Source organism: Flavobacteriales bacterium (genome assembly GCA_020635855.1).
Classification (GTDB): Bacteria; Bacteroidota; Bacteroidia; order JACJYZ01; family JACJYZ01; genus JACJYZ01.
Map to the genome: position 1 here is coordinate 787,729 of JACJYZ010000004.1, position 15,316 is coordinate 803,044.

15 protein-coding genes are annotated in these 15,316 nt (G+C 50.5%); 7 read left to right on the forward strand and 8 right to left on the reverse strand.

Going from position 1 to position 15,316, the window contains the following annotated elements:
* The first annotated feature begins 8 nt into the window (after window positions 1–8).
* From H6585_15395 to H6585_15415, 5 genes are all read left to right on the forward strand, one after another.
* The gene (locus H6585_15395; GenBank protein MCB9449715.1) at window positions 9–1,646 is read left to right on the forward strand and encodes a putative DNA binding domain-containing protein; all 1,638 of its coding nucleotides are present in this window, start codon (window positions 9–11) and stop codon (window positions 1,644–1,646) included.
* Window positions 1,647–1,855: 209 nt separating this feature from the next.
* Window positions 1,856–2,764: an LD-carboxypeptidase gene (locus H6585_15400; protein ID MCB9449716.1), complete on the forward strand. Its 909-nt coding sequence runs from the start codon at window positions 1,856–1,858 to the stop codon at window positions 2,762–2,764.
* Window positions 2,757–3,119 (forward strand): YraN family protein, encoded by a 363-nt coding sequence (locus H6585_15405; protein MCB9449717.1) that lies wholly within the window; start codon window positions 2,757–2,759, stop codon window positions 3,117–3,119. The genes H6585_15400 and H6585_15405 overlap by 8 nt, the downstream gene beginning before the upstream one ends.
* Entirely contained in the window at window positions 3,116–4,138 is a 1,023-nt protein-coding gene (locus H6585_15410) for a pseudouridine synthase (GenBank protein MCB9449718.1), read from the forward strand. Before H6585_15405 ends, H6585_15410 begins: the two co-directional genes overlap by 4 nt.
* Window positions 4,139–4,522: 384 nt before the next feature.
* Window positions 4,523–5,092 (forward strand): transposase, encoded by a 570-nt coding sequence (locus tag H6585_15415; GenBank protein MCB9449719.1) that lies wholly within the window; start codon window positions 4,523–4,525, stop codon window positions 5,090–5,092.
* A gap of 139 nt (window positions 5,093–5,231) precedes the next feature.
* Here H6585_15415 and H6585_15420 read toward each other — a convergent pair whose 3' ends face one another.
* Entirely contained in the window at window positions 5,232–6,209 is a 978-nt protein-coding gene (locus H6585_15420; protein MCB9449720.1) for a polyprenyl synthetase family protein, read from the reverse strand.
* A 22-nt stretch (window positions 6,210–6,231) separates the two neighbouring features.
* Window positions 6,232–7,299, reverse strand: coding sequence for a 23S rRNA (adenine(2503)-C(2))-methyltransferase RlmN (rlmN, locus tag H6585_15425; GenBank protein ID MCB9449721.1), 1,068 nt, complete (start codon window positions 7,297–7,299; stop codon window positions 6,232–6,234).
* Between the two features lie 57 nt (window positions 7,300–7,356).
* On the opposite strand from rlmN, the gene H6585_15430 reads away from it, so the two are divergent.
* Together H6585_15430 and H6585_15435 are read left to right on the forward strand one after the other, a co-directional pair.
* Window positions 7,357–8,574 carry an amidohydrolase family protein gene (locus H6585_15430; protein MCB9449722.1) on the forward strand — a complete coding sequence of 406 codons (1,218 nt, stop codon included), beginning with the start codon at window positions 7,357–7,359 and terminating at the stop codon, window positions 8,572–8,574.
* Window positions 8,575–8,654: 80 nt separating this feature from the next.
* Window positions 8,655–11,039 carry a tetratricopeptide repeat protein gene (locus tag H6585_15435; GenBank protein MCB9449723.1) on the forward strand — a complete coding sequence of 795 codons (2,385 nt, stop codon included), beginning with the start codon at window positions 8,655–8,657 and terminating at the stop codon, window positions 11,037–11,039.
* Between the two features lie 3 nt (window positions 11,040–11,042).
* On the opposite strand, the gene H6585_15440 is transcribed toward H6585_15435, so the two are convergent.
* From H6585_15440 to H6585_15465, 6 genes are all read right to left on the reverse strand, one after another.
* A complete protein-coding gene (locus H6585_15440; protein MCB9449724.1) occupies window positions 11,043–11,597 on the reverse strand; it encodes a DUF4468 domain-containing protein in 555 nt (184 codons plus the stop codon).
* Window positions 11,598–11,633: 36 nt separating this feature from the next.
* The gene (locus H6585_15445; GenBank protein ID MCB9449725.1) at window positions 11,634–12,308 is read right to left on the reverse strand and encodes a 2-C-methyl-D-erythritol 4-phosphate cytidylyltransferase; all 675 of its coding nucleotides are present in this window, start codon (window positions 12,306–12,308) and stop codon (window positions 11,634–11,636) included.
* A 12-nt stretch (window positions 12,309–12,320) separates the two neighbouring features.
* On the reverse strand, window positions 12,321–13,370 hold the full coding sequence (gene queA / locus H6585_15450; GenBank protein MCB9449726.1) for a tRNA preQ1(34) S-adenosylmethionine ribosyltransferase-isomerase QueA: 1,050 nt from the start codon (window positions 13,368–13,370) through the stop codon (window positions 12,321–12,323).
* 172 nt (window positions 13,371–13,542) lie between these two features.
* A complete protein-coding gene (truB, locus tag H6585_15455) occupies window positions 13,543–14,226 on the reverse strand; it encodes a tRNA pseudouridine(55) synthase TruB (GenBank protein ID MCB9449727.1) in 684 nt (227 codons plus the stop codon).
* 4 nt (window positions 14,227–14,230) lie between these two features.
* Window positions 14,231–15,007 (reverse strand): undecaprenyl-diphosphate phosphatase, encoded by a 777-nt coding sequence (locus H6585_15460; GenBank protein MCB9449728.1) that lies wholly within the window; start codon window positions 15,005–15,007, stop codon window positions 14,231–14,233.
* Between the two features lies 1 nt (window position 15,008).
* Window positions 15,009–15,245, reverse strand: coding sequence for a DUF3098 domain-containing protein (locus H6585_15465; protein MCB9449729.1), 237 nt, complete (start codon window positions 15,243–15,245; stop codon window positions 15,009–15,011).
* Window positions 15,246–15,316: the final 71 nt, after the last annotated feature.

Genomic DNA, 15,316 nt, shown 5'->3' on the forward strand with positions numbered 1-15,316 from the left:
ATTGTTTTATGGATGAAAGTTCAATTGTGGATAAAAAGTCGATTCGGTTTTTAAAAGCCAATGCTACGGATTGGGCTGAACTTGCAAAAGACTGCGTTTGTTTTGCCAATGCTCAGGGAGGCAGGATACTTATTGGCATTGAAGATGGTGCAGAAATGCCAGCAGAAGAGCAAGTGATCGACCATAGTTGGCCAGAGAAATTTCAAAAGAATATTAGTCAGCGAACAATCAATGTGGCGGTTACGGTTCACATTATGACTGCTGGGAATGGAGGAGAGTATATTGAGGTGTTAATTTTGAGGAATGGCCAAAGTATTGCATCAACAACAGATGGGCGGTATTATATAAGAGTATCGGATGATTGTAAACCTGTTCTTCCTGATGAGATGGCTCGTCTGGCTGCAGATAAAAACGCATTTATATGGGAAACACAAACAAATCGAAAAGTTCCTAAAACACGTTTGGATAAAGATAAATTAAATCTCCTTGTCAAGGATATAAGGGCTTCAGATAGGGTAAGCGACTTTGTTAAGAGTAAATCAGAAGAAGAATTACTTCAACATTATTTTATGCTGAGTGGAGAGTACTTGACAAATCTTGGGATTCTTTGGGTAGGGCAGCGTCAGGATAGAGCAAGTTTGCTATATCCTCCGGCGATACAATTTATTAGGTATAACGAACGTGACGAAAAAGTTTGGAAAAAGGTTCTAGATGATTATTCCTTGAATCCTAAAGAGCTTCTGGAAAGCGTCATTAATGATATTCCTGATTGGCAGGAAAGCATAGAGATTTCGGATGGCCTGTTTCGCAAAAACCTTCCATTCTTTCCGATTGAAGTAATACGTGAACTTGTGGTGAATGCATTGGTCCATAGAACCTACACTACGAGAGGGGATATATTCATCAATCTCTATACTAATTATTTGGAGATACATAGTCCGGGGCGTTTGCCATATGGCGTTACTCCTCAAAACATACTAAGCCAATCCGTTCGTAGAAATGAGCATTTGTCAAGGGTCTTTTACGATCTAAATCTTATGGAGAAGGAAGGTAGTGGTTATGACCTTATGTATGAGCTATTATTACAAGTTGGTAAGCCAATTCCAGATGTTAGGGAGGGGGATGATAGGGTGACAGTCATTGTTCAAAAGCAGTTTGCGCACAAGGAGGTTGTAAACTTGATGGATAAGGCAAGTAAAGAATACGCACTAACCCAAAAAGAAATTATCGCTTTAGGACTTGTTGCTCAAAACGGATCGTTAAAGGCAATTGAACTTTCAAAACTTTTAAATCAGAAAGACGAAGTCGGGTTAAGGCATTGGTTGGGCCGTCTTATTGATTTTAAGGTTGTTGAAAGCAAGGGCAAGACCAAGGGGATGACTTATTATGTCAACCCCAAATATCTAAAACGCCTAAATTTTAAGGGGCAAACAAATCTAAAAACCATTGAGGTTCATAGACTGAAAGAATTAATCTATCAGGATCTCTCAATGTATGCTGAAAGTTCAATAGGTGATATACATTTAAGAATAGGAAAAGAGATACCGAAACAAAGTATTAAGCATGAATTGAATAAAATGTTGAAGAGCGGGGAAATTAAGAAGACAGGTGAGAGGAGATGGAGACGCTATTCTATCAACAAATGAGTGTAATAACACTAATAGAGTGTTAATAGATTATTGATAGAGTTTCTCAATATGATTGATAATCAGTTAAATATATGTGTAGCTTTATTGCATTCTATCTTAAATATGGGTAGTGTGCAATTAGTTTAAGTGTTCGTTAATCACATAGAAGTTAGCTCTTAATAGGTCTTTAAAGACAATTAAGAAAGATAACAAGTTAGCTCACACCCATGCGTTTATCCCCACCGGTACTGCAAAAAGGAGATGTGGTTGGCATCGCAGCCACCGCCCGCAAGGTGGATTTGTCCGAGCTGGAAGCCGCCACACGCATGCTCGAAAGCTGGGGTCTTCAGGTACAACATGCACCCGGGTTGTTTGAAAGCGATCACCAGTTTGCGGGTAGCGACAACGTGCGTGCAGCAGGGTTTCAGGCGTTGCTGGATGATTCCCGGGTGAAGGCCATCCTCCTTGCCCGGGGCGGGTACGGCACGGTGCGCATGGTAGATATGCTCGATTTTGATGCCTTCCATCAACATCCCAAATGGATCATCGGCTTCAGCGATGCGACGGTTCTGCACGCCCACATCCAACGCCATGTCGGGTGCGAAACCCTCCATGCACCCATGGCACTGACCTTTCCTTCGAGCACGGAAGCTGCCGTGGACCGGTTGCAACGTGTGTTGTTCGGGGAGGCCCCGGTATACACGATCCCGGCACATCCGCAGAACCGGAAAGGCACAGCGGAAGGAATGCTGACCGGCGGCAACCTATCGGTACTATATAGTTTACTGGGTTCATCTTCCGATGCCGATTGGACCGATCGCATCCTTTTCCTGGAAGACCTCGACGAGTATTTGTACCACATCGACCGGATGATGGTCAACCTCCGGAGATCCGGTAAACTGCAAGGCCTGGCAGGTTTGGTGGTGGGCGGATGCACGGATATGAAAGACAATCAGGTGCCTTTCGGTAAGACCGCTGAAGAGATCATTTCCGATGCCGTAAGTTCTTATGGCTACCCGGTCTGTTTCGGATTTCCGGCAGGCCATGTGGCGGAAAACATGCCCCTGATCATGGGTCGCAAGGTTTTTCTTGAGGTGGATGACGCGGTTCGACTTACCTTTGCAGACCATGGCTGAACACAACGAACTCGGAAAACAGGGAGAGGCACTGGCCCTTCAGCACCTTCAGAAGGAGGGATATGAAGTCCTGGAACAAAACTGGGTGCATGGAAAGGAAGAGGTAGACATCATTGCCCGCAAAGGCGACTGGCTCGTGATGGTGGAAGTGAAAGCCCGTATGACCAATGCATTCGGCGAACCCGAAGCATTTGTGAACCGAACCAAACAACGCCACCTTGTATCAGCCGCCAACGCATATGTAGAGAAGGAAGGCATTGAGCTTGAAACACGGTTCGATATCATATCGGTGTTGTTCAAGGGAGGCACCCATCAGATCAACCACATTGAAGACGCATTTTACCCTACGCTATGAACCAGAAAAAATCACCCGGAAGAAACAACGCAGGAAGAAAACCCGCTAACAGGTCTGCCGGTAGCAGGCCATCTCGTCCGTCTTCCGATCGCAAACCCCGGACATCCGACGGGCCTGATCGTAAATCTCGGACATCCGATGGACCCGGCCGCAAACCCAAACGCGAGGGTGAAACAAGACGCGAAGGAGATCGCCCGGCTTTTTCCAGGGGCGACCGCGGTTTCCGCAAACCCGGGTTCTCGCCGCGGGGAGGCAAACCAAGGCCCTACAAAAGCAGAAGAACCGAAGGAGATAATGATGGACGTGTGCGCCTCAACCGTTACATTGCCACATCCGGCGTATGCTCCCGCAGGGAAGCAGATGAACTGATCGCATCAGGATTAATCAGCGTGAATGGAAAAGTAGTGACCGAACTGGGCATGAAGGTCGGACCGAACGACGAGATTCGCTACGATGGCCGCGTGCTGCGCGGTGAAAAACCCACCTACGTGCTGCTCAACAAGCCGAAGGATTTCGTGACCACCACCAAGGACCCGAAAGAACGCAAAACTGTGATGCAACTGGTGGCCAAGGCATGCAAGGAACGCATCTATCCCGTTGGCCGCCTCGATCGGCAGACCACCGGATTGCTGCTGTTCACCAACGACGGCGAAATGGCGGAGAAGCTTACCCATCCGCGGTACGGCGCCAAGAAACTGTACCATGTTTACCTCGATCGCGAACTGGAAAAGCCCGACTTCGATAAAATCAAAAAGGGGATCCACCTGGAAGAAGGTATCGCCCGGGTAGACCAGATTTCCTTCGTGGGGGATGCCAGCGACAAGAGCCAGGTCGGGCTCGAGATCCACATCGGATGGAACCGTGTGGTGCGCCGCATTTTTGACAAGCTGGGTTACAAGGTAACGAAGCTGGACCGTGTGATCTTCGCCGGTCTTACCAAGAAAGACCTGCCCCGCGGACATTGGCGCTTCCTGTCATCCAAAGAGGTGAACATGCTGAAGAGCCACGGGGAAGCCTGAAAAAAGTTGGTGGTTTCTGGTTTGTAGTTTGTGGTTCGGAGTTTTCGAAAGAACCGGTCAGCTATCATGGATGGTGAAGGGGGATTTTGCTTACCACATGGCGGTATGTTTCGGTTAGCGGGAATAACTAAAAACCACAAACCAGAAACTACAAACTCATCATGGTTTACTTCTTCCGTTCCATGCTATACTGCACCAGGGTTTCCAGTCTGTTGCGGGCATCTGACTGGGAATGTCGTGGCTTCAAACCGTAGCAAGGAGTTAGCGCGGACGTGTCGTCCGGGCTTTAGCCTGTTCCATCAAAATACAGGCGGCAACTTACCAGGGTAACTTTGTGCCTCACATTGTCTCCAAAATATCCGTCTGATTTTTCAATTTGCACATGTGTCTGATAAATACAAAATACGGCAACCGGATCGTGCATATTTTATCACGATGACCATCGTGGGTTGGATAGATGTTTTTACAAGATCGGAGCAAAAAAGTGCATTGGTTGATTCGCTCAAATACTGCCAGCGTAACAAAGGTTTGATCATTTACGCCTATTGTCTGATGCCAAGCCATTTGCATATGATTTGCCAGGCGGACGATGGTCATTCATTGAAAGCGATCCTCAGAGATTTCAAGGAATTTACCAGCAAACAAATCATTCGCATTGCCGGTGAACAGTCTGAAAGTCGGCGCGAATGGATGTTAACTGCATTTCAGCAAGCTTGTTGCCACCTGAAGAGACATCAAAAGTATAAGGTATGGCAGGACGGAAATCATGCCATGGAGTTGTATTCAAATCGCTTCATCTGGCAAAAGCTGGAGTACATACATCATAATCCGGTGAAAGATCTGATCGTTGAGAAACCGGAAGAATACCTTTTTAGTTCGGCAAGAAATTATGCTGAGCTAGATAGCTTTCTGGATGTTTGCTTGCTTACACTTCCTACAAAAAACTATCGATAGGCTGGGCCCGGACGACACGTCCGCGCCAACTCCTCGGGAGTCACGGGGAAGCGTAGGGTTCATTTGAAAATGGATGAATGTGACGATTTGAAAATGAAGCGGTGCACAGAATACATGCATTATGCCCATTCGTAATTCGTCATTTCTTCCGCTCCATGCTGTACTGCACCAGGGTTTCCAGTCCGTCGCGGGCATCTGACTCGGGGAAGGTATGCAGCACTTCCAGCGCTTCGGTGTTGTATGCCTCCATTTTTTCTTTGGCGTAATCGATCCCGCCGGACCGGTTCACGAAGTCGATCACTTCCATCACCTTCTTGCGATTGGTGTTGTGGTTTTTCACCGTGTTGATGATGTGCCGTTTCTCGGCGGGCGTTGCCTTGCTTAGGGAATGGATCAGCGGCAGGGTCATCTTCTTTTCCTTGATGTCGATGCCGGTGGGTTTTCCGATGGAGCCGCCGTTCAGGTTGTAATCAAACAGGTCGTCTTTGATCTGGAAGGCCATGCCGGCCAGTTCTCCGAAACGGTGCACGCGTGCCACCGTGTCTTCGTCGGCACCGGCGGAAACCGCGCCGCAGGCACACGCCGAGGAGATCAGCGAGGCGGTTTTTTTCCGGATGATCTCGTAGTAGATACCTTCCTCGATGTCAAGTTTCCTTGCCTTTTCAATCTGCAGAAGTTCACCTTCACTCATGTCTTTCACTGCATCTGATACCACGCGCAGCAAACTGAAATCGCCGTGGTCGATGGACAGCAACAGGCCTTTCGACAGGAGGTAGTCGCCCACGAGCACAGCCACCTTGTTTTTCCAGAGTGCGTTCACGGAAAAAAGTCCGCGGCGAAGGTTGGCGTCATCCACCACATCGTCGTGCACGAGCGTGGCGGTGTGCAGCAGTTCAATGAGGGCTGCTGCACGGTAGGTGGTATCGTTCACTTCTCCGCACATCTTTCCGCTCAGGAATACGAACATGGGTCGCATCTGCTTGCCCTTCCGCTTCACGATGTAATGGGTGATCTTGTCGAGCAGGGGCACCTTGCTTTTGATCGATTCCCGGAACCGGTCTTCGAATTCGTCGATCTCCAGTGAGATGGGTTTTTTTATGGCTTCGAGGGTGGGCATGGGGTGAAAGTACATAAATTCCTCAACCGGCGTTTCCGGGTTTGAGTTTGTTGGCCAGCTGTCCGCAGGCGGCATCGATGTCCTTCCCCCGGCTTCTCCTCACGTTCACCACCACCTTACGTGCTTCCAGCGTATCAATGAAAGCCTGCAATCTTTCCGGGGTGGTCTGACGGAAGTCTACACCATCCACATGGTTGTACTCGATGATGTTTACCCTGGCCGGGATCCGGCCGCAGTACCTGGCCAGTTGCACGGCATCTTCCACACCGTCATTGAAATCCTTGAACACCAGGTATTCGAATGTGATGCGGTTCCCGGTTTTGCTATAAAAATACTGGAGTGCATCCATCAGCACTTCCAGGTTGTTCTGTTCGTTGATGGGCATCACCTTGTCGCGCTTTTCATCGGTGGCGGCATGGAGGGAAAGGGCGAGGTTGAACCGCACCTGGTCGTCGCCGAGTTTGCGGATCATCTTGGCGATCCCCGCGGTTGAAACGGTGATGCGTTTGGGTGACATACCCAGGCCATCCGGACTGGTAATACGTCCTATGCCTTCACACACTTCCTTGTAGTTCAGCAGGGGTTCGCCCATGCCCATGAACACGATGTTGGTGAGCGGGTGATGGTGAAATTTTTCCGCAGTCCGCGACAGGTCCACCACCTGGTCATAAATTTCGGCTGCGGTCAGGTTGCGGATGCGTTTCATCATGCCTGTAGCACAGAAGGCACAGGTAAGGCTGCATCCGACCTGTGATGATACACATGCCGTCATGCGGTCATCTGCCGGGATCAGCACACCTTCGATCAGGTGTTGGTCGTGCAGCCGGAAGGCCATCTTCACCGTGCCGTCATTGCTGAGTTGCTCACCGGCATTTTCTATGGGTAGGATGCAGAACTTTTCATCCAGCTTTTGCCGCAGTTCTTTCGACAGGTTGGTGAATGCATCGAAGGAACGAGCTGATTTCTGCCAGATCCAGCTGTGTACCTGCCGGGCGCGAAAAGGCGCTTCACCCATTGCCGCCATGACGGTTTGCAGGTCGTCTGCCGAGAGTGTACGGATATCAGTGCGTGAGTCTGGTGCGGTTGTCATCAGGTTGCAAAGATACGTCGGCGCCGGCAAATGTGAATTTTCCGTAGGTTTGACCTTATGTATCGCAAATTCACAGCCGACTGGGTATTTCCCGTTTCTTCCGATCCCATCCGCAACGGGGTGGTGATTTGTAAGGAAGATGGAACCGTTGAAGCGGTGCTGTCACCTGAGGAGGCACAATCCGAAGGTGTTCTTGACGGGTCGATGGAGGTGATGGAAGGGGTGTTGTGCCCCGGCTTTGTGAATGCCCATTGCCACCTCGAGCTGTCGCACATGAAGGGTGTGATCCCGCCCGGAACCGGACTCCCGTCCTTTATCCGGAAGGTGATTACTTCACGGGATGCCGCGGCGGAAGTGATGCAGGCGGCCATGGAAGCGGCGGACGCTGAAATGCATGCGGAAGGGATCGTGGCGGTGGGTGATATATCCAACCTGGATGTAACGTTCCCCGTGAAACAAAAGAGCCGGCTGTACTACCACACGTTTGTTGAACTTCTCGGTATTGACCCAGCCAGGGCTTACCAGGTGGTGGATCACGGCAAGGCATTGCTCGAAAGGCTCAGGGCCTTGGGACTGGCAGGAAGCCTGAGTCCGCATGCCCCCTACACAGCATCTCCCCAGCTGCTGAAGGCCATCTCCACATGTGCGTATGAAGAAGACATGATCCTTACACTCCATAACCAGGAATGCGACGCCGAGCACGAGATGTTCATCAGCGGTACCGGTGACATGATGGATGTGCTGAAAGAGGTCGGGATTGATATGACCGTGTTCAGGCCCACCGGATTTTCGTCACTGGCTTCAACCCTTACACATCTTTCTCCGTGCAATTCCCTGCAACTGGTTCATAATACCTGTTCGAAGGAAGAGGATGTGGACAAGGCCGGGGAATTCGGGTTTCAACTCTGGTGGTGCCTGTGCCCGCGTGCGAACATCTACATTGAAAACCGGTTACCGGATGTGGAGATGCTCAGAAGGAAAGGACTTCGCATGACCGTGGGCACCGATGGCCTCACATCCAACCACAGCCTCTCCATGCTCGAAGAACTGAAGGTCATTCAACAGGCCTTTCCTTCCACTCCCCTGCAGGAACTTCTGCAATGGGCCACGCTGAACGGAGCCCGCTTCCTGGGACAATCGCAACACCTTGGAAGCCTTGAAAAAGGCAAGCGCCCGGGCTTGAATCTAATTTCCCAGATGAACGTACAAAATCTGGAGTTTTCTGAAGGTAGCAGAATCGCGTCCGTAACCTTTTCTGGTGATCCCCTGAAATAAGCTCTTTTTAAGGAAGCAATGCGTCGACGGTGCCGGTGAACATCCAAGGCAGCGTCGGTCACAACCCCGATCCATCGTTCGTGAAACGAATCTTAACTGTAGTACTTATCCTGGCGGGAACCCTCCGTGGCTTCTCCGGAGGCACAATGCTTGAAGACAGCATCCGGCAGGTGAAACTGCGCAGGGTGGATTCCGCCCGTGTGCAGGCCCTTGAAAACCGGTACTACCTGTTTGAGAATTCCAATTCCGATAGTGCCATTGCAATCGCCACCAGGCAGCTTACACTTTCCAGAAAGATCAACCATGCGGCAAGTACCGGGCGCGCCTTGATGAACCTCGGGCGCATGTACCACATGAAGGGGCAGGACGAACAGGCATTGGTGTTCCTGTATCGTGCCAAGGATCTTTTCGAACAAATCGATGACAAACGGGGGCTGGGAAAAACGCTGGTTGCCATGGGCATGATTCCTGAGAACCAAGGGAGACACGACAAGGCGCTCAACCTGTATTTCAAGGCACTGAAGGCATTTGAATCTGTGGATGATGAGGAAGGAAAAGCGGATGTGTTCACCAACATGGGCAACCTGCATAAGAAGCAGTACAACTTTGCGGAAGCCCTGAAGTTTTACGAACGCGCATTGAAAGGCTATAAGTCCATCGGTAAAAAGGAGCGGGTGGCTTCCGTGCTCGGAAACATGGCCACCGCATACAATGGACTGGATGATATGGACAAAGCGCTGGAGATGGATTTCGAAGCCTTACGCATCTACGAAAGAACCAACAATGTTCGCGGTATCGGGTCGGTGGCCAACAACATTGGGGTGATCTATTTTCTGAAGTCGCTGTACAAAGATGCGCTCGGCTATTTCACCATGGCCCTGGAGAAAGCCCAACAGGTGGACCAGAAAGACCTCATCGCGTTGTCGCTTTGCAACATCGCCGAAGTGCACGTGTACCTGGAGGACTACGGTACGGCCATGAAGTATTTTGAAGAAGGCATTGACTTGACCAAGCGGCTCAAGAACCAGAACCAATTGGTGAACGCATATGAAGGATTGACCCGGTTGTATGAAAGGATCGGCAACACGGCCCAAGCGTTGGAAACGTACAAGAAATCTGCAGAGATCAAGGAACGGTTGCTGGATGATGAACGTTCCCGGGCCATGGCCGAACTCCAGGCCAATTATGAGAATGAACAGAAGGAGAAAGAGATCGCCTTTCAAAACCTGGTAATCACCAAGCAGCGGGGAGAGAACCGAATGTTGATGGCACTCACCGTGCTGGCAGCCATCTTGCTTGCCGCGTTGATCTATGGATATTTCCGCATACGCAAGACCAGCCAGGAGCTGGAAAAGCTCTCGCTGGTGGCCAGCAATACGCACAATGGCGTGATGATCCTGGACAAGGATGGCAACCTGGAATATGTGAATGACGGGTTTGTGCAACTGTCGGGTTATACCCGGGATGAACTGGTTGCCGACAAAGGCAGTAACATCCTTGAGATAAGTGCCAATCCGGACATTGCACATGTATGGGAACGTGTGTTGCGCGACAGGATACCGGTCTCTTACCTGGCCATCAACCAGGACAAATCCGGGAAGTCGCGTTGGCTGAGTACCACGCTGTCGCCGGTATTCAACGAAAAGGGTGAAGTACAAAAGATCGTGGGGATCGATACCGATTTCACCGAAAACAAACGCAAGTCGGAAGAGATCGAGAAAAGCATTGCTTATGCCAAGAAAATACAGGAAGCCATCCTACCCATGCGGAACCAGATCATGCAGGCGTTCCCTGATTCCTTCATCCTGTATCAACCCAAGGCCGTTGTGAGTGGTGATTTTTACTGGTTTGCGGAGAAAAACGGCTACAAATATTTTGCAGTGGCAGACTGCACCGGTCACGGGGTCCCAGGTGCCTTCATGTCTGTATTGGGAAGCAACGCACTGAACCAGATCATCCGGAGGGAAAACAAGGAAAGTCCGGCAGAAATCCTGAGCACCCTTCACCTGGCCATCCGGCGTTCGCTGAAACAGGATGTGGAAGGATCTGAATCCAGGGAAGGCATGGACATTGCTCTTTGCCGGCTGGATACCCATGCGGGCATATTGAAGTACAGTGGTGCCAATCGGCCTTTGTATCTGACCAAAGACGGTGAGTTGCAGGAGATCAGGCCCGATAAAAAACCGGTTGGGGGTTACCAGTTGGAAGCACGCCGCACATTCACTGAGCATGAAATCTCAATTCGTAGCGGGGACATGGTTTACCTGTTTTCAGACGGATATCCCGACCAATTCGGAGGCCCGGACGGGAAGAAATTCATGAACCGTCGTTTCCGGAAGCTGGTTACCCAGATATGTGACCTGCCGCCGGAGCAGCAGAAGCAGGTGCTGGAAGATCAGTTCCGCACGTGGCAGGGAGAAGAAGAACAGATCGACGATGTCCTTGTCATGGGCATCGGGTTCTGATCGCTATTGCCCCATGGCCGATTTCAGACTTTCTTCCAGGTTTTTCAGGTATTCGTCCGTTTGCTCCAGGTAATCAATGAACCGGACGGTGTAGTATTGACCTTCGGTGTCTAGCCAGGTCTCAATGCCGTAGTAGGATTGCTTTTTCCAGTTGATCTTGTCGATGCGATAACTGTACTCCCCATCTTTACAAGTTACCACGATGGTGTATTGAACCAATCCTGCATCCGACTTGGTACCGGTTTTTTCATCGTAGTTGTTGATCTTGAAACGGGATTGGCCGGTAATGGAACCTTTGTCTTCATCATCTTCCTTGATCACCTGGGTAACATTCTTGTAGAAACCGTTGAACCAGTCCTTCGCCTTTTTGTACAGCACCGCCTGTTTGCCGCTCGTTTTCTGAACGCCCGCATACACGATTTGCCCGTTTTCCATTGGCATTTCGGGAGCTTTACGCGGTTCGGTGTCCTGGTTCTTGTTTTTCTTCTGGGCATGGCTCTGGGAAAAGGCCAGGGTCAATGCCAGCATCAGCATGAGGGGCGTTTTGATGTGTTGCATGGGTATCGGGTTCTTGAATCCCTAAGGTACCTAATTTTATGAAAAGGTGTCGGCGATTGCCTCAGCCCATACCAGGTCGGCGGGGAGCGTGATTTTGAGGTTATCGGGGTCGCCTTCGGAGAGGTGGATGGAATGCCCTGCGGCTTCAAACACGGTGGCGTCGTCGGTGAAGGAAGCATCGTCCATCTGCGCGAAAGCTTCCTTCAGTTTGGCGGCATCGAACACCTGTGGGGTTTGCACCGTTACGAATGATGAACGATCCACCGCTTTGCTGGATGCTCCGTTGATTTGCCTCAGGCTTTCACGTACGCCACAAGCCGGTATGGCATTGCCGTGTTGTGCTGCTTCATGGAACAAGCGTTGAACGAAGGTGCTTTTTACAAACGGCCTGACACCATCATGGATGGCGATAAAACCTTTGGCGGAAATTGTGGCCAGTCCGTTTCTTACGGACTCGGTGCGTGTATTTCCGCCCTTAACCACCTGATGCTGGATGGTACAGGCATGTTCCCGGCACAATTGAAGCCAGGTGTTATGTTGGTCTTCGGGTAGTACAACGGTGAACGCTGCCTCCGGGCATGCTGTGTGCAGGTTCTGCAGGGTATGAATGAGGATAGGCTTTCCCTGCAGGTCAAGAAATTGCTTGGGGCGATTTGCGCCCATCCGTGTGCCTTGACCTCCGGCAACGATCAGGATGGATTTATCCCCCATGGGGTTCAGTTGTTACAGGATCAGCATGGCATCACCATAGGAGAAGAATTTATACTTATCCTTAATGGCTACTTTGTAGGCTTCCATCAGCAGGTCGTATCCGGCAAAAGCTGATACCATCATCAGCAGGGTGGATTCGGGCATGTGGAAGTTGGTGACCATCGAATTGGCGATGCTGAAATCATAAGGAGGGAAAATGAACTTGTTGGTCCATCCCTGGTAGGGCTTCAGTTCTCCGGATGTGGAAACGGAAGTTTCAATGGCGCGCATGGAGGTGGTGCCGATGGCACATACCTTCTTTTTGTTCTTTTTCGCATCGTTCACCAGCTTGCAGCAGGCTTCCGGAATGATCACTTCTTCGGAATCCATCTTATGCTTGGTCAGGTCTTCCACTTCTACCGGGCGGAAGCTTCCCAATCCCACGTGGAGGGTAAGTTCTGCAAAGCTGACGCCTTTCAGTTCCAGGCGTTTCAGGAGTTCACGGCTGAAGTGCAGTCCGGCTGTGGGGGCTGCCACTGCGCCTTCGTTCTTAGCATAAACGGTTTGGTAGCGCTCTTTGTCAGCAGTTTCCACCTTGCGCTTGATGTATTTCGGAAGTGGTGTCTCACCCAGTGACAGGATGGCGTCTTTGAACTCCTCGTAAGATCCGTCGAACAGGAAGCGCAGCGTGCGGCCGCGTGAAGTTGTATTGTCAATCACTTCAGCTACGAGCAGGTCGTTGTCGCCGAAATAAAGTTTGTTCCCGATACGGATTTTACGTGCCGGATCTACCAGAACATCCCACAACCTGCTTTCACGGTTCAGCTCACGCAGCAGGAATACCTCGATTTTGGCCCCGGTTTTTTCCTTGTTTCCGAAGAGCCTTGCCGGGAACACTTTTGTGTTGTTCAGGATCATCACATCCTGGTCTTCAAAGTAATCGATGATTTCTTTGAATTTGTGATGTGAGATGTTACCTGTAGCCCGGTCCAGTACCATCAACTTGGATTCATCTCTGCTTTTGGCCGGATGCAATGCAACCTGCTCAGGCGGCAATTTGAACTTGAACTGAGATAGTTTCATGTAAACTTGCGTTGTTTGCGGTCTTCAGCGGTATCCGAAAAGAACAACCCACCGACCGGGTCGGAATACTGGGCCATTGATTCGGGATTCCTTTGAACGTGTGATGAACGGAAACCTGAAAATTCAGGGGGTGCAAATATATTAAAAAATAGACCGATTCCTTTATTTCCGCTTATTTTTTCAGATCGGGTGAATTTTGACGGATCCATTCTTCGGGTGTAAGGCTGTCTTTCAGGTGAAAGTCGCCGATGCGGGTTCGTGTGAGTGCCTCAAGGTAGGCTCCGCACCCGAGGCGTTCTCCCAGGTCCCTTGCCAGGGAACGTATGTAGGTGCCCTTGCTGCATACCACGCGGAAATGCACCCAGGTGTTCTCGATTTTACTGACTTCGAACGCGCGGATGTCTACCCACCTGGGTTCTAATTTGACTTCCTTTCCCTTTCTTGCCAGATTATAGGCCCTTTTTCCATCCACTTTCTTGGCTGAGAATATCGGAGGAATCTGGGCATATCCCCCCACAAAGGATTGCGCCGCACGTTGGATGTCTTCCGGCTTGATGTGGTCGGTTTCTGATGTTTTGCTGATTTCCGTTTCCTTGTCGCAGGATGGGCGTTCGGCTCCCAGGCACACAATGCCGGTATATTCCTTTTCTGCATCCTGGATGGAGGGGATCAACTTGGTTTTTTTGCCGGTGCACAGGATCAGCAATCCTTCTGCCAACGGGTCAAGCGTACCGGCGTGACCTACCTTGGAGCCCAGATACCGGCGCATTTTTCGGATTACATCAAAGGACGTCCATTCCAATGGTTTATTGATCAGGAGAATTTCTCCTTCGCCTTGTTCAGGGGCCTGTTGCATGGGATCAACCAAAGATCATTGAGAGCGTGCCGACAACGAAGCAGTACACGGCAAACCATGTGAGTTTGCCGTGCCTGACTATGCCCAGCATCCACTTGCAAGCAAGAAGGCCGGACACGAATGCGGCGATGAATCCCACCACAAGCGGCGTGACGGACGCCTGATGGGAAAATTCTCCGTCAGCCATGCTTTTCAGGTTCGCACCGATGATGGGTACCAGTACCATCAGAAAGGAAAAGCGGGCAGCGGTTTCTTTCTTCACACCCATCAGCAATGCGGTGCCGATTGTGGCTCCGGAGCGGGATATACCGGGCATAACAGCGATGGCTTGTGAAACACCGATGACGAATGCCCGTAGCGGGTTGATCTCTTTTGTGGAACTGCCGATATACCTGGTCATGAGCAGAAGCACCCCGGTGATCAGGAGCATGCCGCCTACCAACGGTACGTTGCCGATGGCGAGTTTTTCCAGTTCGTCTTTATATAACAGGCCGATCACACCAACCGGTACCATGGAGATGCCCAGGTTCACGATGTAGGCTGTTTCGGGGTTCCACTTGAATGCGAGTCCCTGCTTCAGCAGGTGGAGAATATCTTTTCTGAAAAACACGATGGTGCTGAGTACGGTGGCTCCGTGCACAACGATGGTGAAAGTGAGGTCTTCCGTATAGGGAACATTCAGCAGGGCTTTGCCGATCTCAATGTGACCGCTGCTGCTGATGGGAAGGAATTCCGTGAGCCCTTGAAGAAGCCCGAGGATCAGGGCCTGCAATACCGACATTTCAGGCGTTTGATTTTTTCATGATGGCAAACAAACCCACAACATAACCGGCAATCACCATCAGGGGCGCGATGGTGATACGGGTGGTGCTGAAAATGGCATCACTGAATACGGCCGGGTCATCAGAACCTCCACCGGCCATCAGGATGAACCCAATGCCCACCAGTGCAATGGCTACGAGCAACAAACGGTAGTTGTCCCGTGTGAATGCGAATTGATTGTGTTCTTTGTGTTCCATGCTCATTAGATTCGGCATACAAACATAGCAAATCGGCGGCTATTTGCCTGTTAATTGTTGTTAAGCCGGAT

What these genes read in the sequence shown, in the direction of transcription:
- H6585_15420 (MCB9449720.1), bottom strand. Translation starts at nt 6,209, where the DNA reads ATGCCCACCCTCGAAGCCATAAAAAAACCCATCTCACTGGAGATCGAC.
- truB (MCB9449727.1), bottom strand. Translation starts at nt 14,226, where the DNA reads ATGCAACAGGCCCCTGAACAAGGCGAAGGAGAAATTCTCCTGATCAAT.
- H6585_15400 (MCB9449716.1), top strand. Translation starts at nt 1,856, where the DNA reads ATGCGTTTATCCCCACCGGTACTGCAAAAAGGAGATGTGGTTGGCATC.
- H6585_15395 (MCB9449715.1), top strand. Translation starts at nt 9, where the DNA reads ATGGATGAAAGTTCAATTGTGGATAAAAAGTCGATTCGGTTTTTAAAA.
- H6585_15445 (MCB9449725.1), bottom strand. Translation starts at nt 12,308, where the DNA reads ATGGGGGATAAATCCATCCTGATCGTTGCCGGAGGTCAAGGCACACGG.
- rlmN (MCB9449721.1), bottom strand. Translation starts at nt 7,299, where the DNA reads ATGACAACCGCACCAGACTCACGCACTGATATCCGTACACTCTCGGCA.
- H6585_15465 (MCB9449729.1), bottom strand. Translation starts at nt 15,245, where the DNA reads ATGGAACACAAAGAACACAATCAATTCGCATTCACACGGGACAACTAC.
- H6585_15430 (MCB9449722.1), top strand. Translation starts at nt 7,357, where the DNA reads ATGTATCGCAAATTCACAGCCGACTGGGTATTTCCCGTTTCTTCCGAT.
- queA (MCB9449726.1), bottom strand. Translation starts at nt 13,370, where the DNA reads ATGAAACTATCTCAGTTCAAGTTCAAATTGCCGCCTGAGCAGGTTGCA.
- H6585_15440 (MCB9449724.1), bottom strand. Translation starts at nt 11,597, where the DNA reads ATGCAACACATCAAAACGCCCCTCATGCTGATGCTGGCATTGACCCTG.
- H6585_15460 (MCB9449728.1), bottom strand. Translation starts at nt 15,007, where the DNA reads ATGTCGGTATTGCAGGCCCTGATCCTCGGGCTTCTTCAAGGGCTCACG.
- H6585_15410 (MCB9449718.1), top strand. Translation starts at nt 3,116, where the DNA reads ATGAACCAGAAAAAATCACCCGGAAGAAACAACGCAGGAAGAAAACCC.
- H6585_15405 (MCB9449717.1), top strand. Translation starts at nt 2,757, where the DNA reads ATGGCTGAACACAACGAACTCGGAAAACAGGGAGAGGCACTGGCCCTT.